General features: G+C 55.5%; 12 protein-coding genes, 1 tRNA gene, 1 other RNA gene and 11 pseudogenes. 13 read left to right on the top strand and 12 right to left on the bottom strand.

The genetic code is table 11. The annotated features are described in order from the left end of the window. Positions 1-127, top strand: a pseudogene (locus tag ACTBDU_RS10355) (IS3 family transposase); the annotation flags it as partial. A 3-nt stretch (positions 128-130) separates the two neighbouring features. Here the strand turns inward: ACTBDU_RS10355 and ACTBDU_RS10350 are convergent. Beyond that, complete coding sequence (locus ACTBDU_RS10350; protein ID WP_438806407.1) at positions 131-751, bottom strand: thymidine kinase; 621 nt, start codon at positions 749-751, stop codon at positions 131-133. Between the two features lie 634 nt (positions 752-1385). Here ACTBDU_RS10350 and hns point away from each other — a divergent pair. Further along, positions 1386-1793, top strand: a complete 408-nt coding sequence (gene hns, locus ACTBDU_RS10345) for a histone-like nucleoid-structuring protein H-NS (RefSeq protein ID WP_438806406.1) — start codon at positions 1386-1388, stop codon at positions 1791-1793. A 1320-nt stretch (positions 1794-3113) separates the two neighbouring features. Here the strand turns inward: hns and ACTBDU_RS10340 are convergent. From ACTBDU_RS10340 to rssB, 4 genes and pseudogenes are all read right to left on the bottom strand, one after another. Next, positions 3114-4121, bottom strand: a complete 1008-nt coding sequence (locus ACTBDU_RS10340; RefSeq protein WP_438806405.1) for an NAD-dependent epimerase — start codon at positions 4119-4121, stop codon at positions 3114-3116. A gap of 12 nt (positions 4122-4133) precedes the next feature. Then, positions 4134-5474, bottom strand: coding sequence for a UDP-glucose dehydrogenase family protein (locus tag ACTBDU_RS10335; RefSeq protein ID WP_438806404.1), 1341 nt, complete (start codon positions 5472-5474; stop codon positions 4134-4136). Positions 5475-5523: 49 nt separating this feature from the next. Next, a complete protein-coding gene (galU, locus tag ACTBDU_RS10330) occupies positions 5524-6426 on the bottom strand; it encodes a UTP--glucose-1-phosphate uridylyltransferase GalU (RefSeq protein ID WP_438806403.1) in 903 nt (300 codons plus the stop codon). Positions 6427-6673: 247 nt separating this feature from the next. Further along, positions 6674-7599, bottom strand: a pseudogene (gene rssB / locus ACTBDU_RS10325) (two-component system response regulator RssB). Positions 7600-8094: 495 nt separating this feature from the next. On the opposite strand from rssB, the gene ACTBDU_RS10320 reads away from it, so the two are divergent. From ACTBDU_RS10320 to ACTBDU_RS10295, 6 genes and pseudogenes are all read left to right on the top strand, one after another. Continuing rightward, positions 8095-8559, top strand: coding sequence for a YchJ family metal-binding protein (locus ACTBDU_RS10320; protein ID WP_438806402.1), 465 nt, complete (start codon positions 8095-8097; stop codon positions 8557-8559). Between the two features lie 68 nt (positions 8560-8627). Continuing rightward, a pseudogene (locus tag ACTBDU_RS10315) lies at positions 8628-9253 on the top strand (formyltransferase family protein). A gap of 221 nt (positions 9254-9474) precedes the next feature. Then, a tRNA-Tyr gene (locus ACTBDU_RS10310) sits at positions 9475-9559 on the top strand. Positions 9560-9599: 40 nt separating this feature from the next. After that, positions 9600-9727: non-coding RNA, RtT sRNA (locus ACTBDU_RS10305), on the top strand. A gap of 124 nt (positions 9728-9851) precedes the next feature. Next, positions 9852-10659: pseudogene (gene xthA / locus ACTBDU_RS10300) on the top strand (exodeoxyribonuclease III). Positions 10660-10755: 96 nt separating this feature from the next. Then, positions 10756-11040: an NUDIX domain-containing protein gene (locus ACTBDU_RS10295; protein WP_438806401.1), complete on the top strand. Its 285-nt coding sequence runs from the start codon at positions 10756-10758 to the stop codon at positions 11038-11040. A gap of 301 nt (positions 11041-11341) precedes the next feature. On the opposite strand, the pseudogene ACTBDU_RS10290 reads toward ACTBDU_RS10295, so the two are convergent. Both ACTBDU_RS10290 and ACTBDU_RS10285 read right to left on the bottom strand, forming a co-directional pair. Further along, a pseudogene (locus ACTBDU_RS10290) lies at positions 11342-13316 on the bottom strand (DNA topoisomerase III). Positions 13317-13480: 164 nt separating this feature from the next. After that, positions 13481-14032, bottom strand: coding sequence for an NAD(P)H nitroreductase (locus ACTBDU_RS10285; RefSeq protein WP_438806400.1), 552 nt, complete (start codon positions 14030-14032; stop codon positions 13481-13483). Between the two features lie 223 nt (positions 14033-14255). On the opposite strand from ACTBDU_RS10285, the gene sppA reads away from it, so the two are divergent. The 3 genes and pseudogenes from sppA (at position 14256) to pncA (ending at position 17946) form a co-directional block, all read left to right on the top strand. Beyond that, entirely contained in the window at positions 14256-16109 is a 1854-nt protein-coding gene (gene sppA, locus ACTBDU_RS10280) for a signal peptide peptidase SppA (protein WP_438806399.1), read from the top strand. A gap of 151 nt (positions 16110-16260) precedes the next feature. After that, a pseudogene (gene ansA / locus ACTBDU_RS10275) lies at positions 16261-17320 on the top strand (asparaginase). Then, positions 17295-17946 (top strand): annotated as a pseudogene (gene pncA, locus ACTBDU_RS10270) (bifunctional nicotinamidase/pyrazinamidase). The pseudogenes ansA and pncA overlap by 26 nt, the downstream one beginning before the upstream one ends. Positions 17947-18161: 215 nt before the next feature. Here pncA and ACTBDU_RS10265 read toward each other — a convergent pair. Further along, positions 18162-18434: pseudogene (locus ACTBDU_RS10265) on the bottom strand (YeaC family protein). A 50-nt stretch (positions 18435-18484) separates the two neighbouring features. Next, positions 18485-18898, bottom strand: a complete 414-nt coding sequence (msrB, locus tag ACTBDU_RS10260) for a peptide-methionine (R)-S-oxide reductase MsrB (RefSeq protein WP_438806398.1) — start codon at positions 18896-18898, stop codon at positions 18485-18487. A 345-nt stretch (positions 18899-19243) separates the two neighbouring features. Between msrB and gapA the strand changes: the two genes are divergently transcribed. Next, positions 19244-20242 carry a glyceraldehyde-3-phosphate dehydrogenase gene (gapA, locus tag ACTBDU_RS10255; protein ID WP_438806397.1) on the top strand — a complete coding sequence of 333 codons (999 nt, stop codon included), beginning with the start codon at positions 19244-19246 and terminating at the stop codon, positions 20240-20242. Between the two features lie 68 nt (positions 20243-20310). Beyond that, complete coding sequence (locus ACTBDU_RS10250) at positions 20311-21183, top strand: D-hexose-6-phosphate mutarotase (RefSeq protein WP_438806396.1); 873 nt, start codon at positions 20311-20313, stop codon at positions 21181-21183. A gap of 176 nt (positions 21184-21359) precedes the next feature. Here ACTBDU_RS10250 and ACTBDU_RS10245 read toward each other — a convergent pair. The 3 pseudogenes from ACTBDU_RS10245 to ACTBDU_RS10235 form a co-directional block, all read right to left on the bottom strand. Next, a pseudogene (locus tag ACTBDU_RS10245) lies at positions 21360-21986 on the bottom strand (aldo/keto reductase). A 91-nt stretch (positions 21987-22077) separates the two neighbouring features. Next, positions 22078-22456: pseudogene (locus ACTBDU_RS10240) on the bottom strand (MipA/OmpV family protein). Positions 22457-22551: 95 nt separating this feature from the next. Continuing rightward, positions 22552-22958 (bottom strand): annotated as a pseudogene (locus tag ACTBDU_RS10235) (hypothetical protein); the annotation flags it as partial.

Genomic DNA, 22958 nt, shown 5'->3' with positions numbered 1-22958 from the left:
AATTACCGACTATATCGTGGGATATTACAGCGCACTCAGGCCGCATAAATATAACGGTGGGTTGCCACCAAACGAATCAGAAAATAGATACTGGAAAAACGCTAACGCGGTGGCCAGTTTTAGTTGACCACTACAATGCGTGAGGCAGGATGTTCATTTCCGGCACCGGTGCCGAACGCGTCAGCGCGGCGGTGAAATGCTTACGGCAGACCGACACATAGCGATCATTACCGCCAATGACCACTTGTTGCCCATCGTGAACGGCTTTACCCTGCTCATCGATACGGAGCACACGGTTGGCCTTGCGACCGCAGTAGCAAACGGTTTTCAATTCCACCAGTTTGTCTGCCCAGGCGAGCAGCCACAAACTCCCGGCAAACGGCTCAGCGCGAAAATCGGTGCGCAGGCCATAGCACAGTACCGGAATAGTCAGCTTATCGACCACGGCACATAACCCGGCAACCTGTTCACGGCTTAGAAAGTGACATTCATCCACCAGCACGCAATGTACGGTCTGCTGTTCGTGCGCGGCCGCCACGGCCGCATACATATCGGTTTGGGCAGAAAACACCTCCTCAGGCGAAGACAACCCGATGCGCGAATGAACCTGCCCACGGGCGTAACGATCGTCGATTTCCGCCGTGAACACGAGCGTGCGCATGCCGCGTTCTTGATAATTATAGGAGGACTGCAGCAGCGAGGTTGTCTTGCCGGCATTCATTGCAGAATAATAAAAATAAAGTTGCGCCATCGGCCCGGCACTCCGTCTCAATGATAGGAGCAAATAAATAGGATAAGAGTGTATCATATTTGCCGGCGGGATGAAGCTGGCTCGGCGCCGGCAATCCGCCGGCCAGCAACGGCGGCAAGCGCTCGAGACAATAACTTGCTTCCACAAACAATAAAAAACGCGCATCCTTCGTCAACGGCGTCCGGGTTATAGTTTTTACACGCCAAAGCCGCGCGCGCAATGGGCATTAGCACGCCAGCGGACGACATTTATCGCGATAACGCGCGAGTAAGCCGGGCATCTGTCCCACCGCAGATGATATAAAAATTGCAGGAGATTATGCTAGAAAGCTTTTATTTTTCAGCCTCAGGTAAGGGCTGCAGCGGTTATAAGCCCCTCCGCGGCTGCAGTGATATAAACCTTCCTTATAATGAAATCAGCAGTGCATTATGCACTCATAAGGCGTACTGAAGGAAAAACGGAACCTGATGAATCAATTTTGCCTCGCCTGACGAACACAATATATTTACAGTTGCGGGGTCATGGGCATTTATAAAGAATATTTTTGATTAATCACAATCTGGGTATTGCAGAAAAGAAACTAGCGCTCTACTATTACTGAGATGCCCTATTTATAATATTCGAGATTAAGTCAATGAGCGAAGCACTAAAGATTCTTAACAACATCCGTACTCTGCGCGCACAGGCCAGAGAATGCACTCTGGAAACTCTTGAAGAAATGCTGGAGAAACTAGAGGTCGTTGTCAATGAACGCCGTGAGGAAGATAGTCAAGCCCAGGCTGAAATTGAAGAGCGTACGCGTAAATTACAGCAATACCGTGAAATGTTGATTGCCGATGGCATCGACCCGAACGAATTGCTGCAGTCGATAACTTTCTCCAAATCCGCTGGTAAAATCAAGCGTGCCGCTCGTCCGGCGAAGTATCAGTACACCGACGAGAACGGCGACGTCAAAACCTGGACCGGTCAAGGCCGTACCCCTGCGCTAATCAAAAAAGCGATTGATGAAGAAGGCAAAGCACTGGAAGATTTCCTGCTGTAATCGCCTGCTTGATCCAAGTTACAAAAAACCCGCTGCCCGCAGCGGGTTTTTTTATGTGCCACCGGCGCCGCCCGCGGCGACAAACGCCCTATCCGTTGATCAATTCCCCTTCCTGTTGCACACGCTTTGGCTAAGTGAAAGTCTATTCCACCGCCACGCCGTTTAATAATCAGTAAACAAACCTTGTGATAAGTAAATTATGAATAGAATAATTAACTAGCGAGCGGCGGTGAGCGTGGGGATAACCCCCGGCGTTTCACGCTAGCACCGCCATTGCGCCGTTATAATCCAACATAATCTTCACATTCGCATACTCGCGGGCGGGGTTAGCGCTATTCCATTGTGACAAATTGATGCATTTCTGTCCGCTAATTTACTAATGAGTTAAAAAGCCGGAACCCGGAACCCGGAACCCGGAACCCGGAACCCGGAACCCGGTTTGATTAGAGGACATTTTGATGTTCAAGAAATATTTCACCTACAGTGATTTCTATCCTTGACGGTAAGCGTATGCCCTTTTTTCCTGCAGTATATTGCAAAAGGCAGTAAAGAAGACGGCAAATTTCAAGACTAAAATAGGGCTACACTGCTACCAAAATGTGCGTTATGCTGCATTATTGATAGCTTTTTCATCCAGTGAAAAGGTTCGTTAACCTGCGTGTATATTAGCGAGTGAATCTTCCCCGTCCCGTTATAATCCGGCAATCCGCGCGTTGCGCGAACAAGAGGTGCCTATGTGCGAGCCATATTTCCTTCTTTGCCCGCCACCCCAGCATTTGGTCAATCGCCAAAAGAATAATGAAAAAACGCCGTTTTTGCGCTGTAGAATCCAACGTGTGTGCTGGGACTTTTCTCGACCCGCATTATTCTCGTCGGGAGATGAACCGCCGGAGCGGAATATTTGCGACAAAGACGGGCGTGGACCGCAACCATGGAGAGCCCATGTTCACACCGTTACCGCCGCACCGTCGTGTTCACTGCCGGATAGCGTTTCCTATTCCATCTGCAAGGTGCGGTAAAGGACCGGCTTTTGTATCGACCCGGTGTGGGGTACCCTTGCCGGCGCTCTGCTGCGGCGTCACCGGCTGCTCCGGCGCTTAACGGGCCTCGTTAGGGCCTCCCCGGGGTGGATGCGACAATACAAGGACCGAAGCGCCTTGCATAAACGCCACCCTGGCGGCCCTTTGCGCATAATAAGCCCTCTAGCGCAGCGCAACAGGGTGTGCCAGGGCCTTCTTGCACGGAAGCCCGGGACCCCCTTTACTCCTGGCAAAAAAATGGCCAACGGGCCGCTGTCATCTCTGCTGATAGGGCAATACATTAACGCTGGTAATAATCCCGATACCACTTCACGAAACGTTTCACCCCTTCCGTCACCGGCGTCTGCGGTTTGAAGCCAATAGCGCGACACAACGCCTGCGTATCCGCGCTGGTTTCCAACACATCACCGGGCTGCATCGGCAGCAGGTTTTTCTCGGCTTGAATGCCGAGCGCGTCCTCCAGCGCTTCGATATAGTCCATCAGCTTTACCGGCTGACTGTTACCGATATTATAGACGCGGTAAGGCGCGGAGCTCGCCGCCGGTGAACCGGTTTCTACCGACCAGTCGGCATCCGGCGCCGAAATCACGTCCTGCAGACGCACGATCGCTTCCACGATATCGTCGATATACGTGAAATCGCGCAGCATTTCACCGCCGTTATAGACATCGATACGCTCACCGTTTAGCATCGCCCGGGTGAACTTAAACAAGGCCATATCCGGACGCCCCCACGGGCCGTAGACGGTAAAAAAGCGCAGGCCGGTGGTAGGCAACTGGTACAGGTGCGCATAGGTATGCGCCATCAGCTCGTTGGCTTTTTTGGTGGCCGCATACAGCGACACCGGATGGTCGACAGTATCATCCGTCGAGAAAGGCAACTTGCGGTTAAGACCATAGACCGAACTGGAGGAGGCATACAGCAGGTGCTGTACCTGATTGTGCCGGCATCCCTCAAGAATATTCAGATGACCGATAAGGTTAGCGTCGCCATAGGCCAGCGGGTTCTTCAGCGAATACCGTACCCCGGCTTGTGCGCCGAGGTGAATCACCCGCGTGAAGCGTTCGCTGGCAAACAGGCTGGCGATGCCCTGCCGGTCTGCCAAATCCAGCTTGTGAAAGCGGAAAGTCTTATAGGCCTGCAGGCCGTCAAGGCGCGCTTGCTTCAGCGACACATCATAATAATCGCTCAGGTTGTCGATACCGACAACCTGATGACAGTCAGCGAGCAAACGACCACTGACATGATAGCCGATAAAACCGGCGGCGCCGGTGACCAGAAATTTCATCGCGGTCTCTTCTCAATGAGAGACAAGCGACGCGCCGCGGCCGATGCCATAATAAACAAAGCCGCGATTGGCGAGGCGTTCCGGATCGTACAAGTTACGTCCATCAAAGATAACGGGCTGTTTCAGCGCCGATTTAATGACATCGAAATCTGGCGCGCGGAAGTTCTGCCATTCGGTGCAGATAACCAGGGCATCGGCGCCACGCAAGGCGGCTTCTTTGGTGCCCATCAGTTGCAGATCGTCACGATAGCCATAAATGCGCTGGGTTTCATTCATCGCTTCCGGATCGAAAGCCTGAATGGTCGCCCCCGCTGCCCATAGCGCTTCCATCAACACCCGGCTTGACGCTTCGCGCATATCGTCGGTATTGGGTTTGAACGACAGCCCCCACAACGCAAAGGTTTTGCCGCTCAGATCGTCGCCGAAATGACGGCGGATGAAAGCAGGCAGTTTGTCTTTCTGCTGGTAGTTGACGTCTTCTACCGCCTGCAGCAGCTTAGGCTGGTAACCAATTTGCTCGGCGGTACGGATCAGTGCCTGCACGTCTTTCGGGAGGCAGGAGCCACCATACCCACAGCCCGGATAGATAAAGCTGTAGCCAATACGCGAGTCAGAACCGATACCCTGGCGCACTTTCTCCACGTCCGCGCCCAGCAGCTCCGCTAGGTTAGACATTTCATTCATGAAGCTGATTTTGGTTGCCAGCATACAGTTGGCGGCATATTTCGTCAGCTCGGCGCTGCGGATATCCATCAGAATCATCCGGTGGTGATTGCGGTTGAACGGCTCATACAGCTCATGGAGCAAGTCCACCACATCTTCGTTGTCGGTGCCGACCACAATGCGTTCAGGACGCATGCAGTCGGCCACCGCGGCCCCTTCCTTCAGAAATTCGGGATTGGACACCACATCGAAGGTCAGCGTGCTATTACGGCTTTGCAGCGTTTCCTGCATCACGGCGCGAACTTTATCGGCGGTACCGACCGGTACGGTGGATTTATCCAGCACCACTTTATGATCGTTCATATATTGGGCGATAGTACGCGCCACGGCGGTGACATATTTCAAGTCTGCCGAGCTGTCTTCGTCCGGCGGCGTGCCCACCGCAATAAACTGCATAACCCCATGATTGACGCCGGCCTGCACGTCCGTGGTAAATTTCAGCCGGCCGGCTTCATAATTCTGCTGTACCAGCGGCGTCAGCCCCGGTTCATAAATGGAAATCACGCCTTTTTTCAGATTCTCGACCTTGCGCTCATCCACGTCGACGCACAGCACGTCATGCCCCACTTCGGCTAATACCGCAGCCTGCACCAAGCCGACATAGCCGATACCAAAAATCGTTACTTTCATGTTGGTAGATCCTGGTCTGTGTCAATGTATAACCAAAAACTTCAGCGCTTTATTGTGTAATGGGGTCTTTTAACCACGTTTTGAACTCTTTGCCAAGACTTTCATGACGCAGGCCGTATTCCACGAACGCCTGCATATAACCCAATTTGTTGCCGCAGTCATGGCTTAGCCCCATCAGGTGGTAGGCTTCTACGGTTTCTTTATCCACCAGCATCGCAATGGCATCGGTCAGCTGAATTTCATTACCGGCTCCCGACGGGGTTTTTTCCAACAGTGCCCAGATATCAGTGGAAAGGACATAGCGGCCCACCACGGACAAATTCGACGGCGCCTCTTTCGCAGACGGTTTTTCAACCACGCCGACCATCTCTACGCTTTCGCCCGGGTTAAGGGTTTTACCCTGGCAATCGACCACGCCGTAGCTTGTGACATCTTCCACCGGCTCGACCAGAATCTGGCTACGGCCGGTATCTTCAAAGCGTTTTAGCATCGCCGCCAGATTTTCGCTCTTCAGGTTTGATTCATATTCATCGATAATCACGTCGGGCAAAATCACCGCAACCGGCTCGTCACCCACCAGCGGATGTGCGCACAATACCGCGTGGCCCAGCCCTTTGGCCAGCCCCTGACGAACCTGCATGATGGTGACATGGGGCGGGCAAATCGCCTGAATCTCCGTTAACAGCTGCCGCTTGACGCGTTTTTCCAGCATGGCTTCCAGCTCAAAGTTGGTATCAAAATGGTTTTCAATGGAATTTTTGGAGGAGTGGGTCACCAGGATAATCTCATTGATGCCCGCGGCGATACATTCATTCACCACATACTGAATCAGAGGCTTATCCACCAGGGGAAGCATTTCCTTCGGGATAGCTTTGGTTGCCGGCAACATTCGTGTACCTAGTCCCGCCACCGGGATTACTGCTTTTTTCACTTTGGTCGTAATAGCAGACATGAACCACCTCTCTTTCGTGAAGATAAAATTTTATTTCTATAATATGTTTAACTTTTCGATTATATCAGTTTCGGCATGGGAACCCCGTGGAATAATGGGCGTTCAGTCTAAAATAGAACTATTACTTAATAGTGATGGTTAAAAGGTATTAACTTGATTATTCTCTATACGAAAGTCGACGTGCATTCGCACGTCAATCGGTGTTGAGCATCAGCCGCAGACGGTCGGCGGCGCCCCAGACCTGGCACTACCAGGCGGTGCAGTGTTGGCACCTGATTCAGGTAGGTATTCCCCATTGAGCCCAGCGGTACGCCGCTATTTAGCTAGATTTGCTGATTATTGGTATTGAGCGTTGCGTTGAGGCCGGCTGAAACCAAAATTAAATTATTCATTACGCGATGATAGTAGCCTACTAATAAAAAAATTGTCCGTCGAGATTCGCTTTACGCAAAAGTTGATTCACCTGTTTCAACAAGGGGGATAATTCCGGCAACCGGTGCGTGCAATTAGCCAGATGCTCCTGTAATAAACCGTTGAACAACGCACGCAACAACAACGCTGCCAATACGCCTTTTTCTTCCGCGTGCGTGACATCAAGGCAGTAAAAGGCCAAATCGTGATCGGAGAGTGCGGCGATATATCCAGCACCAAACCCGGCTATTCCGCCATGGTCAATTGGCGATAATTGACCCGGCATTGCGCAATATGCTGCTGTACGGGCGGCTGCAGTTGCTTGAGCAGTTTGGCCGCGGCGCCCGGCTGTTGATTCAGCGCGTCCCAATCCTGGAACGGTTGCTCTTCTTCGTCGACCTTAAAGGTGAACATATGAGGGTAAAGGCAGCCCAGTACCGTTTCACGCAGGCGGGCGAAATCCTCCACCGGTTTAAGCAGTACGTCTTGCACCCCGATGCGGAGAACCCGGGCGATATCGGTCATTTGATCGGTGCCGGAGACAATCAGGATTAGCGTTGCGGTATCGGTCGCGCGAAAACGCTCAACAAAGGTCAGACCGTTCATCTCGGGCATTTCCAGATCGCAGATGATAAGATCCGGACGGATGGCCACCAACCTGTCCAGTGCATGCTGCCCTTGATCGCCCTCGACAACATCAGCCCCTAATGTCAGAAGAAATTGCTTCAGCACGGATCGAAAAACCGCCTCATCCTCAATGATTAGAACTAATTTGTTTGCTAATGGTTTAGCCGTTGAAACCCCTTCCTCCCCTTATCTCTGACAGTGGCTGAAACACACCACTTTTGCTTATAAGTAATGACAGGGGCTGTTTAGTCTGCTGCTGGTTTTTCATCCGCGTACATAGTCAAAAAACCGGGCGCCCGGCTATCCCGACGGCTTCATTGCTACTCCATTTAACGGCCATGATGCTATTGCCAGCGACGTTAAAATCCCGATGCGCCTCTAACGAGCATAGTCGCCCTTAGGGAAATTTGCATCTTTGCAGTGCAAAATGATGGAGCTTTTGCGCCGGCTTGACAAGGGGTTAACCGCCGATTAAGGGGAAAACCTCGGCCTGGCGACCCCTGCCGGACAGTTATTCACCTATATTCGTGCAAAAAAGTCGCGCCCGCGGTCAATGCGGGTAAAATACCTTTTTTGTTTCTATGTGCCAGCCGTATCCCGTCTGGACACCGCCCCGAATCCGGGAGTACCGTGCGCTCACTTTGTCCCTGCAATAGCGGTAAACTTTATGCCGATTGCTGGGCCCCGTTCATTACCAAAGACGCCCTGCCCTCAACGCCTGAACAATTAATGTGGTCGCGCTACAGCGCCTTTGTTATTCAGGATGGGGATTATTTGATTGCCACCTGGCACCCGCAAGCCGGCGCCGAGGCGTGGCGCGATGACATCACGGCCGGCTTCCGTACTACCCGCTGGCGCGGTTTGCCGGTGCAGGAATGCGCCGCCGGCCAGAATAGCGATTCCGGCTATGTGATTTTTCTGGCTCGCGTCTACGACGAGCGGCAGCGGCGCAATGGCTTTATTTATGAACGTTCACGCTTTGTCCGTCGCAACAAACGCTGGTATTATGTCGACGGCCGGCATATCGTACCCGGCAGAAATGCGCTATACCCGTGCGGCTCCGGCCTTAAGTACAAAAAGTGTTGTGGACAATAATCCGGCCGGTGTTTACTCGCGGCCCGCTTCATGGCAAAACTCATAGATAGGACAGGATCCGCAAGTCAATGCAGTCGCAAAACGTACAACGAAAAGTATTACGCACCCTCCCTGTGTCCGGATGCGAAAGGCCTAATTGCGCAAATCACCAGCATTTGCTTCAAGCATCAACTCAATATCGTGCAGAACAATGAGTATGTTGACCATCATACCGGTCGGCGCCGCATTGTCGTGCTAGTGACGAAAGAAGCCCACTGTCTGGGTGATTTGCTGATGAAAGGCGCCTACGGCGGCCTCGATGTAGATATTGCCGCGGTAATAGGCAACCACGAGACGCTGCGGGCGCTGGAGGAGCGCTTTGATATCCCCTGGTCAGCCACGACGGCTTCAGCCGTGAAGAGCGTGAAGCGCGCATGATGGCGTTGATTGACACGTTCGCACCCGACTATGTGGTGCTGGCGAAGTACATGCGCGTGCTAACGCCGGCGTTCATCGGTGCGCGCGCCCCTACCATCAGGCCTATGAACGCGGTGTGAAAATCATCGGCGCCACCGCCCACTACGTTAACGACAATCTGGATGAAGGCCCCATCATTATCCAGGACGTCATTCACGTCGATCATACTTACATTGCGGAAGATATGATGCGTGCGGGCCGGGATGTCGAAAAAAATGTGCTGAGTCGGGCGCTGTAGCGCATGCTTGCCCAGCGGGTGTTCGTTTACGGCACCCGGACCGTGATTTTCTAATTTCGCCTCCGGCCGCGCGCGGCGAGCCTGCTGTCGCCGCGCGGATTTTGTACACGACTGAAGAAAAAAGCGGCAAAAGAATCGGGGTGCGCGCGTTAGCGCTTTACAGCGCCGCTTTATTTGATATGATGCGTCCCGCCTGACGCGTTATCGCATGTTTTCGCTCAGGTGGGGTTCCCGAGCGGCCAAAGGGAGCAGACTGTAAATCTGCCGTCACAGACTTCGAAGGTTCGAATCCTTCCCCCACCACCATCTGAATAAATCTCCCGTTTACACACGGCACTCCCGTTTCCTTGAGCTTCGCGGGGGAAGGTGAGAACCTTCGACCCAGGTTCGCGGCGAGCAGCGCGAGACAACGATGCGCAGCATCGGCCCGCAGGGTGAGGCGCAACGCGCCGAATCATCCTTTCTCACCCCGTTCACTACACCGCCTGATGATAAACCTTTCTTGACCTTCTATCGTCCGGCATGGCCACTGAAGCGCGTTTCCATGTCTGGCGGTTTCTGCTAACATCAGCCAAAATACTCTCACCGGGCATAAACGATGAAGTTTGTTTCTTTCAATGTCAACGGGCTACGCGCCAGGCCGCATCAGCTTGAAGCCATCATCACCACGCTGCAACCGGAGGTTATCGGTCTGCAGGAAACCAAAGTCCACGACGATATGTTTCCTCTCGAAGAGGTGTCGCGCCACGGTTACCATGTTTATTTACCACGGTCAGAAGGGGCACTACGGCGTGGCGCTGCTCACCCGCGAGAAACCTCTGGCCATACGTCGCGGTTTCAGTACCGGCGGCGCAGAGGCACAGCGCCGAATTATCATGGCGGATTTTCTCACCCCGAAAGGGGTGTTAACGGTGGTCAATAGCTACTTTCCCCAAGGGGAGAGCCGTGACCATCCGCTTAAATTTCCGCCCAAAGCGCGTTTTTACCGCGATTTGCAAGACTATGTGGAGCAAAGCCATCACGGCGAGTCTCTGCTGCTGATTATAGGAGATATGAATATCAGCCCCACCGATCTGGACATTGGTATCGGCGAAGAGAGCCGTAAACGCTGGCTGCGCACCGGGAAATGCTCATTCTTGCCGGAGGAACGGGCGTGGATGGAGCGCCTGCTGTCATGGGGACTGGTAGACACTTACCGCCAGGCGAACCTGACCGACGATAGTCTCTACTCCTAGTTTGATTATCGCTCGCGGGGCTTCGATGAAAACCGTGGCCAGCGCATCGATCTGTTGCTGGCCTCGAAGCCGCTGGCGGCTGTTGTCCGGGCGACCGGCATCGATTACGCCATCCGCGCAATGGACAAACCGTCGGACCACGCGCCGGTGTGGGCGGATTTCGCTTTGTGAGTACGGCGCAACCGCTCAATGTGGTAGCAAGGCTTATTCTGCGCGACGGCGCCCTGCTGCTGGCCCCGGTGCGACGATAGCCGTGACCAGACGGGTTTGTGGGAGCTACCCGGCGGAAAAGTCGACCCGGGGGAAACGCAGCTCCAGGCGCTCAAGCGTGAGCTGTTTGAGGAATTATCCCTCAACGCTTATATTGGCGCGTTTGTCGCCAGTCAGTGCCATGTTGTCGGGGAGCGGGAAATTGTGCTGTACGGCTGGCGTGTTACAGCATTTAGCGGTGAGCCGCTGTTACACTGTCACAGTGTAATATGTGACTTGCGCCCACCCACGCGCTTACCATGCCGCTGGCGCTGGCGAATGCCCCGCTCATTAAAGCCTTGATAGCGCAAAACGCGCGCGGCGATTTCGCGCCTGTCGACGCCTCATCAACAGTCTCGCGGATTTAGCCGCGCCCTACCGCTAGCACTTTTCGACTGCGCCGTGCTGCTAAAGCGCACGGCCCTGGCGCGAGGAGATCGGTTGTTGCGGATCGTACTGAACCCTGACGCGCGCGGACTCATCATCGCATCATGCGCGTAGACAGGTCATCACGCGCGTGCACGCGCCTTATCGGTTACTGAGCACCCAAATCGCGGCTCTCTCTTAATAACCCGTGCGCGGCCTCGCCCCGCCGCTTGGAAGGCTAGACCGCACTGTGCCGGCCGGCAGCTTGCGGGCTGGCGGGTGACTGAGGGGGTTTACGCTTACGCCGCGCCTGCTTGAAGGCCGGCTTTTTACTCGCCGGCGGCTGCCGCCGCAGCGACGAGGGCGCGTGCTGCTGACGTGCCTGCTCTATTAGCTGCCGCAACGTATGCGTCAAGGGTTGCATAAAGTCTTGATAGCGGCACTGCTCCTCGCTTATCTGCGTTAACGACGCCTCCCATTGCGCGGTCATATCCGGACCCTCAGCGCTCGGCGGCAGGACGTGGATCAAACCGCGGCCGGTCTCGCTGGCGTGAATGCAGCGCCCTTGTTTGAACAAAAACCGCGCTTGAACAATAACTCGATAATACCGAAGCGCGTCGCTTCAGTGCCCAGGCCGTCGGTGGCGCGCAGAATTTTCTTCAGCGCCTTGTCTTGTACAAAACGGGCAATGCCGGTCATGGCCGACAACAGACTGGCGTCGGTAAATGGCCGCAGCGGCTGCGTTTCACGCGCCACCACCTCGCCGCGCTCGCAGAGCAGCGCATCCCCTTTTGCGACCACCGGCAACGGCGTGCCCTCGTCTTCCTCATCCCGCTCTTTCGCCCCTAGCAGCGCGCGCCACCCGCCGCGGCAAGGAAACGGGCCCGGGCGACAAATTTGCCCCCGACGATATTCAGTTCGATAGTGCAGCGGCGAAACACCGCGTCAGCACAGAATTGCATCAGATACTGACGCGCTACCAGAGCATAAATTTTCTGCTCGCTGTCGTTTAGCGGCGGGTGGCGGGTGGCGGGCGCGGGCGGGGGGGATAATGGCGTGGTGGGCATCCACTTTTTTATCGTTCCAGCAGCGGCTGCGTTGGTCGGTATTGAGTTGCCCTTGCGTCATCAGCGCGGGCTTGATGAGCGGCAATGGCGGCAAGCGCCGCCTGACGCCCGGCAAAATGCTCCTCCGGCAGATAGCGGCAATTAGATCGGGGATAGGTGCTGAGCTTATGGGCTTCATACAGCCGCTGGCAGGTATCAAGCACCTGCTGCGCGCTCAGGCCAAAGCGTTTGGCGGCCTCGATCTGCAACGCCGACAGCGAGAACGGCAGCGGTGCCACTTTCGATTCCCGCTTGTCCTGATACAGCATGACGTACGCCGCCTGGCCAGTAATACGGGCGACAACGTGTTCCACCAGCGGGCGATGTAGAGCAAGCGCCCCTATTCGTCCTGCCAGCTTTCACACGCGTCGCTCGGCACCCACAGGGCGGTAAAACGCTTCTGTGACAGTGTCACAATATGCGCTTTGACTTCAAAATAGGCTTTGGGCACGAAATGTTCAATTTCTTCATCCCGCCTGACCGCCAGCTCCAGCACCGGCGTCTGCACCCTTCCCACCAACAAAACACCATGATAGCCGGCATTGCGGCCGATCAGGGTATAAGCGCGGGTCATGTTAATACCGTACAGCCAGTCGGCACGGGCGCGTGCCAGCGCCGACACGCACAACGGCACAAACTCACTGTTTTCCCGCAGCCGGCTTACCGCTTTGCTCACCGCCTGGGGATTAAGGTCATTGACCAGACAGTGTTTGGCGTCCCGGCGTTTAGCCTCGTCGAACGCCAGATAGTCCAGCACCTCATTTACCAGCAATTGTCCTTCGCGATCCGGGTCGCCGGCATGGATAACGCGTTCCGCCTTAGCCAGCTGCGTTTTAATCACGTTTAACTGTATTTGCACCGAGGGTCGTGGCTGCAGCCGCCACTTTTCAGGGATGATAGGCGAGTCCGCCAGCGACCAGCGACCAGCGGGCATAGCAACCGTCATAGACATCAGGCGGCGCCTGCTCTAGCAAATGCCCTATAACACCAGGTCACCACGTGATCCGGGCAGCAGGCAATGTAGCCATCGCCCCACCGGCGGGGCTTTGGTAAAACATCGGCGATGGCGCGGGCCAAGCTGGGTTTTTCGGCAATAAACGACTGCATGTGTGAGGTGTACACCCATCGTTAGCGTCCGTATTGAACGCAACAGCATAGCATTTTAAGCCTGCCGACGCTGCGCCTTCATTGCCTGCGGCGAGACGCATCGCAACGTGATACCCATGCACCAAGGCCGGGTGCATGGTGAGGCTAGGGTGTGCGTCGGCCAATCAGAAACGGCGCACAAAGGCGTCGGTATCGGGGGGCAAAAGCGTGGTACTGGCCTTCAACTGGGGCGTGCCGAGATAGAGGAACCCGACTATCTCATCTTGCTCACGACAACCGAACGCGGCGCGCACATCCGGCTGCGAGGTCCATACGCCGGTACGCCAAATACCGTTGAATCCCTGCGCCAGCGCCGCCATTTGCATGGCGTGTACCGCGCAGCCGGCGGAAACCACCTGCTCCCAGCGCGGCACATTACTTTGGGTGTCGCAATAGGCCACGACCGCGATTATCAGCGGCGCGCGAAATGGCGCCTGCTGCGCTTTGTCGATGCCCTTCTGATCCATGCCGGCGTTTATCGCCGACTGAGCAAGCAGCTCGCCCAAACGGGTGCAGCCTTCCCCTTCGATAATAATAAACCGCCACGGCTGCAAAGCGCCATGGTCCGGGGCGCGCATGCCTGCGCGCAGCAGCAGATCCAGTGTCTCACCGGCCGGCGCGGGCTCGGTCAAACGGGAAGCCGAGCGGCGATTCAGTAACAGTTCCAATGCATTCATGAGTTCAATCCTGATGTAAGGTATGGCGCTAACGGTATCATAGCGCCCTGGCCGGTAACAGCCAGCCATTGATTGGGGCGGCCATGGGCGATTCCGGCATTTTCCGCCCCCCGGCCGGCGCTATCGGCGCGCGCTGGTAAGCTTTACCTGAAGCGTTTTTTAAAGCGCGGCCGAACAAATTTTATATTATGATTTTGAACTTCGCTGTTTTATTGGAGATCCCATGCGCACATTTTGGCGAATTATTTCCGGCCCGTTCAGATGGTGCTGGCGTTTACTGAATTTCATCCGTGAATTTATCCTTAATGTATTTTTGGTGGTTCTCATCATCGTCGTCGTCGGGATCTATTTACAAATGCGTCACACGCCGCCGACGCTGGCAAAAGGCGCGCTGGTGATGGATCTGACCGGTACGGTGGTGGACAAACCGGCCATGAATAATAAATTCCGTCAGCTTGGCCGCGGATTGCTGGGCGCTTCCAGTAACCGGCTGCAGGAAAATTCGCTGTTTAACGTGGTGGATACGCTACGCCAGGCGAAAGGCGACGCCAATATCACCGGGCTGGTTTTGTCGTTGAAAGATTTTGCCGGTGCGGACCAGGTTTCGCTGGAGTACATCGGCAAGGCGCTGCGCGAATTCCGCGACAGCGGTAAACCTATCTATGCCGTCGGCGACAGCTATAGCCAGGCGCAATATTATCTTGCCAGCTATGCCAATAAAATCTATCTCACGCCCCAGGGCGCGGTGGATTTACACGGCATAGCAACGAATAACCTTTACTATAAAACCTTACTCGACAAGCTAAAGGTCAATAGCCATATCTTTCGCGTCGGCACCTATAAATCCGCGGTCGAACCTTTCCTGCGCGACAATATGTCCGACGACGCCCGCGAAGCCGATAGCCGCTGGGTGGGTCAACTGTGGCAGCATTATTTGACGACAGTGGCGACCAATCGGCAAACCACGCCGGCACAATTGTTCCCGGGTGCCCAGGCAATGCTGGATGGTCTGCGCGCGGTCGAGGGCAATACTGCACAATTCGCGCTCAATAACAAATGGGTGGATGAAGTCGCGTCCCGCTCGGCGATTGACGCGGCCCTAACCAAAGCGTTTGGCTGGAACAAGCGCGACAAGGCGTTTAACGGCATCAGTATTTATGATTATCAGCCGGTGACGCCAACGCAACAGGGCGGTCAGATCGCCGTTATTTTCGCCAATGGCGCCATCATCGACGGTACGGAAACGCCGGGATCGGTCGGGGGCGACACCACCGCCGACCAGATCCGCGATGCGCGCATGGATCCCGACATCAAAGCCATTGTGTTCCGGGTGAACAGCCCCGGCGGCAGCGTTACTGCCACCGAGGTCATTCGTTCCGAGCTGGCCGCCGCGCGCGCCGCAGGCAAACCGGTGGTAATTTCTATGGGCGGGATGGCGGCGTCGGGCGGTTATTGGGTGTCCACTCCCGCCAATTACATCATCGCCAGCGCCAGCACCTTGACCGGGTCAATCGGCATCTTCGGGGTGGTTAACACCGTGGAAAACTCCCTCGACAGCATCGGCGTACACACCGATGGCGTCGCCACTTCGCCGCTGGCAGATGTGTCGCTGACCAAAACGCTGCCGGCGGAATTCTCGCAGATGATGCAACTTAGCGTAGAAAACGGTTATCGCAACTTTATCACCTTGGTCGCACAATCCCGCCACAAGACCCCCGAGGAGATAGACAAAATCGGCCAGGGCCATGTCTGGATTGGCAGCGATGCTGTGCAAAACGGGCTGGTCGATCGGGTGGGTGATTTCGACGACGCCGTTAGTAAAGCCACTGAACTGGCGCAGTTGAAGCAATACCAATTAAACTGGTATCTGGATGATCCGGGCCTGTGGGATTTACTGTTCACGCAGACCAGCGCCTCGGTGTATGCTTTACTGCTGCAGCGTATCCAGTCCTGGCTGCCGGCGCCGGTCACCCAGGTGGTGGACAGGCTGAAGATAGATGCCGGCCTGGGCTTTAACTGGAACGATCCGCAAAATCGTTACGCCTTTTGCCTTTCCTGCGAGCAAATCTTGCACTAGGGCGTTACCCGTAACCGTCCTGGCGCCCCGTCGCCGGGCAACCTGAAACAACGCCCCGAGGCGGGGCGTTGTTACTTCTCCCGCCGTGTGGATAGTGTTATTTATTATGCGCTTTATAATTGGTGCTATTGTCCATTACGCCTCTCTCGCCATGCAAAAAAAATCCATCTACGTCTCCTATAGCGGCGGCACCATCGGCATGCAGCGCTCGGACAAGGGCTACGTGCCGATTTCCGGGCATTTGCAGCGCCAGCTGGCGCGAATGCCGGAATTTTACCGCCCTGAAATGCCAGACTTTACCGTGCATGAATATGCCCCTCTTATCGATTCGTCGGATATGACGCCCGACGATTGGCAAACCATCGCCCGCGATATCGCCGCCAACTATGACTGCTATGATGGTTTTGTTATCCTGCACGGGACGGATACGATGGCGTTTACCGCCTCAGCGCGGTCATTCATGCTGGAAAATCTGGACAAGCCGGTCATCATCACCGGATCGCAGATCCCGCTGGAAGCACTGCGCTCCGATGGGCAGACCAACCTGCTCAATGCCTTGTATCTGGCCGCCCATTATCCGGTGAGTGAGGTCGGCTTATTTTTCAATAACACCCTGTTTCGCGGCAAACGCGCGACTGAGGCCCACGCCGATGGCTTCGATGCATTCGCCTCGCCTAATTTGCCGCCGCTGCTGGAGGCGGGCATCCATATCCGCCGCCTGACCCCCTCGCGGGGGAGCACAGGCGTGGGTCCGCTTATTGTGCATCCCATTACACCGCAGCCGGTGGGCGTCGTCACCCCCTCTACCCCGGCATTTCGGCGGACGTGGTCGGCAACTTCCTGCGCCAGCCGGTGCGGGCGCTTATCCTGCGGTCATATGGCGTGGGCAATGCACCGCGCAGCATCTGGCGCTGCTCAACGAGCTCAAATAGGCGGGCTGTCGGGGGATTGTGGTGGTGAATCTCACGCAATGCCTCTCCGGCCGGGTAGATATGGGCGGTTATGCTACCGGCAATGCCCTGGCCCGCGCCGGGGTCCTCAGCGGGTTTGATATGACTGTCGAGGTCGCCCTGACCAAGCTGCATTTTTTACTTAGCCAGGCGTTGCCGGATCTGGCTATTCGCCGTCTTATGCAACAGGGTCTGCGCGGTGAATTAAGTCACTTCGATGAATCGGGAGAAAGCCATGGCCAGCGCATTATTGTTAGTTGAGTTACAACAGGATTTCTGCACCGGGGCGCGGTGCCGGAGGAGGAGACGGTGATCGCCGTGGCCAATGCGGCGCTGGCGCTGTGCGTCCGGTGCGGGATACCCGTCGTTGCCAGCCAAGACTAGCACCCGCAGGATCATGGCAGCTTTGCCGTTAACGCCGGACAACCGGTCAATACCCTCGGCACGCTGGACGGTCTGGCGCAAATCTGGTGGCCGGTTCACCGCGTGCAGAATACCGCTGGCGCGGATTTTCACCCCGGACTGAATCGCGAGGGACTGACGGCAATTTTTCGCAAAGGCGAACAGCGCCATATCGACAGTTATAGCACCTTTTTCGACAACCGGCGCCGGGCGCAAACCTCCCTCGACGGCTGGCTGCGCGCGCGGCAGATTGACCGGCTGACCGTGATGGGGTGGACTGGCCACAGATTATTGCATTAAATATAGCGTACTGGATGCGCTGCACTTAGTGCTATGGCACCGAAGTGCTGACCGATGGCTACCGCGGGGTCAACCTGCAACCGCAGGACAGCGAAGAAGCGCTGATGGAGATGACGCGCCGCGGCGCCAAATTACTGACGCTGGATGTCTTCACGGTGCGTCTCACCGATGAGCTGTATGCCTGAGCCGTGGGCCGCACGCTTCGTTTGTTCCGCGCTTCATGCGCGCTCACGATAGCCAGCAGCGCAAACAATTCCAGACGCCACCGGCAGAGTTTACCCCGCGCTAAGCCGCCTATGGCCGACGGCGGCGCCCTACACCGACCGGTTAAGCGATTTGCAAGGCGCCGCAGCGCGTGGCAAGGCTTAGACGGCGGCTGAGCCTCCAGCGCGGGGAAACATCACCGGGGTTTGAGCACCTCGACGGTAGCGCCCTTCAATTCTTCCAGCAAGGCGTACTTGCTCTTCATGGTGATCTAGCCGTCGGTACCAATGCTCATGTGTTCAGGGTAACTGTTATGGCGCGATTGCCACAGCATTACCATCTGCAAACAGTTGGCTTGCTGTTCCGGCGTCAACGCTACCCCATCGGGCCATTTGCCCAATTCCACGGCGGTCATCAACCGCTGATAAATCTCCGGCGTCATTGTCGCCAGTAGTACTTCAACATCCATTACCGCACCCTTACTGTGGAATAATTAGCTGAATTGATAAATCTTAAGATTCAGCCGGCGATTTCTTCACCGTTTTCCCCGTCCCGAAAACGCAGTGAGGCACTGTTGGCGCAAAAGCGCGCCCCGGGCAGCTGCGGCCCGTCGGGAAATACATGCCCCAGGTGGGCATCGCAGTTGCCGCAGCGGATTTCCATCCGCTGCATGCCGTGGCTATCATCATCAAGGTAGCGGATCGCCTCGTCGCTTACCGGCTCATAAAAACTTGGCCAGCCGCAGCCGGAATCATATTTCGTTTCGAAATAGAAAAGCAGCGCATGACATACCAGGCAATAGTACTGCCCGGTTCGCTTATTTTCCAACAGCTTACCGCTGTAGGGCGGCTCGGTGCCCCGTTGTTGAGTGACATAACGCTGCATCTCGGTCATTACTTTTTCGAGTAATCTGGGGGGAGTGTTATTGGCCATTGTTACGCTTCTCGGGCGATGGGTCGGTATGTTTTCCAGCATTACTATTATAACAAATGGTTAACAACGTGGCAGGCAATTTTGGCGTAAACTCTACAAAGACACATTGTCGCCGCAAAAGTGTGACATAAATCACATATTGCAACCTGTCGCCGTTTATATTAAACCCTGCCATCCCCATGATAGACGACAGCTGTGTTGACGTCAGTTGCGCACATATCGTGCGCTGAGCGGGGTCCGGATTGATTTGTCGCAATTATTGACACGATTCCGCTTGACGCCGCGCGAGGTTTTTGTAAATTTACAAGTAACCTTTTATTCATTATTAAATAGCTGGTGGAATATATGACTATCAAAGTAAGCATCAACGGTTTTGGCCGTATCGGCCGTATTGTTTTCCGTGCTGCGCAGGAACGTAACGACATCGAAATCGTTGCCATCAACGACCTGCTGGATGCTGATTATATGGCCTACATGCTGAAGTACGACTCGACCCACGGTCGTTTCAACGGTGCCGTCGCCGTAGAGAACGCTCATCTGGTGGTCAACGGTAAAACCATCCGTTGTACCGCTGAGAAGGATCCAGCTAACCTGAAGTGGGGCGACGTCGGCGTAGACGTTGTCGCTGAAGCCACCGGCATCTTCCTGACCGACGAAACAGCGCGTAAGCACATCACCGCCGGCGCCAAGAAAGTGGTACTGACCGGCCCGTCGAAAGATAACACGCCGATGTTTGTTATGGGCGTTAACCATAAAACCTATGATGGCCAGGATATCGCTTCCAACGCCTCCTGTACCACCAACTGCCTGGCGCCGCTGGCCAAGGTCATCAATGACAACTTCGGTATCGTTGAAGCCCTGATGACCACCGTTCACGCCACCACGGCCACACAGAAAACCGTTGACGGCCCGTCTCACAAAGACTGGCGCGGCGGCCGCGGCGCATCCCAGAACATTATCCCCTCCTCTACCGGCGCGGCTAAAGCCGTGGGTAAAGTGATCCCCGAGCTGAACGGTAAACTGGCCGGTATGTCCTTCCGCGTACCGACGCCGAACGTTTCAGTGGTCGACCTGACCGCGCGTCTGGAAAAACCGGCTTCTTATGAAGACATCTGCGCCGCGATCAAAAAAGCCGCCGAAGGCGAGCTGAAAGGCGTGATGGGCTACACCGATGAAGACGTGGTGTCCACCGATTTCAACGGTGAAAAGCTGACCTCCGTGTTCGATGCCAAAGCAGGTATCGCGCTGAACGACAAACTTGTTAAACTGGTAGCCTGGTACGATAACGAAACGGGCTATTCCAATAAAGTGTTGGATCTGATCTCCCATATCGCCAACAAATAAGCGTGGTGACCGGATGACGAAAGGGCGGCAGCGATGTCGCCCTTTTTCTTTTACTCAGGAGGTATATCATGTCCGACTCTCTTTTTGCCTTGCCCGTCAAGCAAACGCTCTCGCCGTCATTAACGCTGCGCCAGCAGGATCAGTTGCCGCTGGTGGTAGTAGACTATCCGCAGGTGCGGGCGGCGGTCACGTTGCAGGGCGCACATCTTGTCGCCTGGCAGCCCACCGGCGAGCAACCGGTGCTGTGGTTAAGCGAGAAAAGCGCTTTTCAGGAAAGCGTGGCTATCCGCGGTGGCGTGCCCATTTGCTGGCCCTGGTTTGGCAAGGTCGCGACCCCGAATCATGGCTTCGCCCGTATTCTTCCGTGGGAACTGAGCGAGCACAGCGAGGACGACCAACAGGTTCAACTGACCTTTACCTTGCGCGATAGCACCCAGACCGAACCCTTTTTCCCCCACACGTTCACGCTTAAAGCCCACTTTACGCTCGGGCAGACCTGCAGTATCGAACTGGTAGCCGAGGTTGACTATCAGGCAACGGCCGCGCTGCACAGCTATTTCACAGTGGGAGCCATCGACGATATTCACGTCAGCGGCCTTGGCACCAACTTTATCGATAAGGTCAACGGTGCCCAGCCTGCCCAACAACAGGGAGATTTAACCTTTTCCGGCGAAGTGGACCGCGTTTACACCGCGCCGGCGGAAACCAGCATGATTCATGATCCGGTGCTGGGGCGCGTGATTGAAGTCCACCACCAGCACCATAGCGACGTCGTGGCCTGGAACTGTGGGCAATCGCTGTCGCAATCGATCGGCGATTTGGCTGATGACAGTTATCTGAGCTATGTGTGTGTGGAGACGGTGCGGGTCAATGCACCGCTTATCAGCACTCCCGCTACGCCGGCGCGCTTACGGCAAACGCTGCGTGTGCGCAAGTCCTGAGGCGGCACAACGGGGGGCGCGGCGTCTGAGCAAGGCCTAAAGCGGCGCAAGCGGTCGCCCGCAACAGCGCGAGCACGGCGCCCACGCCGTCCAATGCCGGCCGGAAGCTTAACCGCTAGCGCGGCACCGCGCTGCCCACGCATTTTGCGGCGTGGGCAGACGCGTCGGGCAACACGTCAGGCGCTATCCAGGAAGGTCTTGCGCCGCGGTGGCGGAAAAGCCCGGTCCAGCGCCTCACGATGTTCGCTGGACAGCGTTATCGCTAATGCGCCTGCATTCTCTTTCACATGGGCCACGCTTACCGCCTTGGGGATGGTGATAACACCCGGCTCGCGGATGACCCATGTTAACAACACCTGCGCCGCGATCGCGCCTAATTCCGCGGCAATGCTCTGCACGGCATCGTGGTGCAGTTAACCCCTTGCGTAAGTTGCCGGCCTGCGCCAGGGGGATCCCGCTGCGCTAATGGAGTAGATACAAATCCAGATGATCGGTTTGCAGCCGGCGAAGACTGTTTTCACAGGCGGTGACGGCTTTTTGCCCGCCGGCGTTTTGCGGATACACCTTCGACACCAAAAACACCTCGTCGCGACTACCGGCGGTTGCCTGCCCCACTACCCGCTCCGAGCCGCTGTCGCCGTACATTTCAGCGGTATTGATAAGCGTTAAACTTCATCCAGGCCACAGCGCAGCGCGCGCACCTCCTGTGCAATGGCGCTGTTACGCTCGCCCATATACCATGTTCCCTGACCGATGGCGGGCAGGTTGTGCCCGTCGGGAAACCGAATGTCGCTGGCGCTCAAAGTTTCTCCTTAAGAAAATAGCGTTGAGCATTTGCACAGCCTATGTGTAAACGGGGCGCATGCGCCCCGTTTTAGTGCATACCCTGCACCATCAGAAGCTGTAGGTGGTACCCACCCCGATAAGACCGATAGATTGTCTGTCGCTCATCGGGCTATCTTTCGCTTCATCGCTCAAACGCAAATATCGCGCCATCACGTAAGTATGCCAACTCTGGGTAATGGCGTAATTCACGGTCAGCTCCACATAAGAGGGTGACCAGCCGTCGTCGGCATGATACTCACGAAGACCACTGCGGCGCGATTCATTGCGGCTCACGCCATAAATAGTTGTTCTGGTTTTCACTCGCCCACATGGCGCCCACGCCCGGCACCAGGGTAAACTGGCCCTGCTGGATCGGGTACAGATAGGATAAATGAGCGGTGAAGCCATCGCTATTATCCAGGACATCGCCCAAATATTCCGCGCGCACTACCCCCCCCCCAATCCGCGGTATGGTTATAGTGCAGACCGGCTATGACCGTGGAGCGCCGTCTGTCCAGCGCTTTCATGTCGTCATAATCATTTTTACTGGACCGGAAATGCCAGGGCGCATAGACCGCCGGCCCCGATAACTGGTTCTGCGCGTCTTTCCACAGAATAGTAGCCGGCGCTTAATCCTTTAACGTAGACGTGCTGGCTATCATAATTAATCTGCGGAAACGGCAAAACTTTATCATCGTCACCCCGGTAAGGGCTGGGGGCATAAACAGCCGAAACGCCGAGAGAGAAATCGTCGGCCACGGCTGCAACCGGCGACAACAACCCTGCGGCTAAAACGAGGTTAAGCGGTTTAAGAGAATGCGTTTTCACGAATGTATGTTTCCCGTTAAGTAAAAATATGCGCATACTGTAGATAATAAGATAAATGGTCGCGCGCGTAACGTACATTGGTTCATTTGCAGACATATATAATAACAAACATATTATATCTT

The sequence above is a fragment of the Sodalis sp. (in: enterobacteria) genome, assembly GCF_051710625.1.
In the GTDB taxonomy this organism is placed as follows: domain Bacteria; phylum Pseudomonadota; class Gammaproteobacteria; order Enterobacterales; family Enterobacteriaceae; genus JBPESN01.
The sequence above is the reverse complement of the archived record's forward strand: the minus strand, read 5'-3'. Positions and strand labels throughout refer to the sequence as shown.

Bases quoted from the DNA above. Each gene is read 5' to 3' on its own strand.
- gapA (WP_438806397.1), top strand. From the start codon at position 19,244: ATGACTATCAAAGTAAGCATCAACGGTTTTGGCCGTATCGGCCGTATT.
- ACTBDU_RS10250 (WP_438806396.1), top strand. From the start codon at position 20,311: ATGTCCGACTCTCTTTTTGCCTTGCCCGTCAAGCAAACGCTCTCGCCG.
- ACTBDU_RS10350 (WP_438806407.1), bottom strand. From the start codon at position 751: ATGGCGCAACTTTATTTTTATTATTCTGCAATGAATGCCGGCAAGACA.
- sppA (WP_438806399.1), top strand. From the start codon at position 14,256: ATGCGCACATTTTGGCGAATTATTTCCGGCCCGTTCAGATGGTGCTGG.
- ACTBDU_RS10340 (WP_438806405.1), bottom strand. From the start codon at position 4,121: ATGAAATTTCTGGTCACCGGCGCCGCCGGTTTTATCGGCTATCATGTC.
- galU (WP_438806403.1), bottom strand. From the start codon at position 6,426: ATGTCTGCTATTACGACCAAAGTGAAAAAAGCAGTAATCCCGGTGGCG.
- ACTBDU_RS10335 (WP_438806404.1), bottom strand. From the start codon at position 5,474: ATGAAAGTAACGATTTTTGGTATCGGCTATGTCGGCTTGGTGCAGGCT.
- msrB (WP_438806398.1), bottom strand. From the start codon at position 18,898: ATGGCCAATAACACTCCCCCCAGATTACTCGAAAAAGTAATGACCGAG.
- hns (WP_438806406.1), top strand. From the start codon at position 1,386: ATGAGCGAAGCACTAAAGATTCTTAACAACATCCGTACTCTGCGCGCA.
- ACTBDU_RS10285 (WP_438806400.1), bottom strand. From the start codon at position 14,032: ATGAATGCATTGGAACTGTTACTGAATCGCCGCTCGGCTTCCCGTTTG.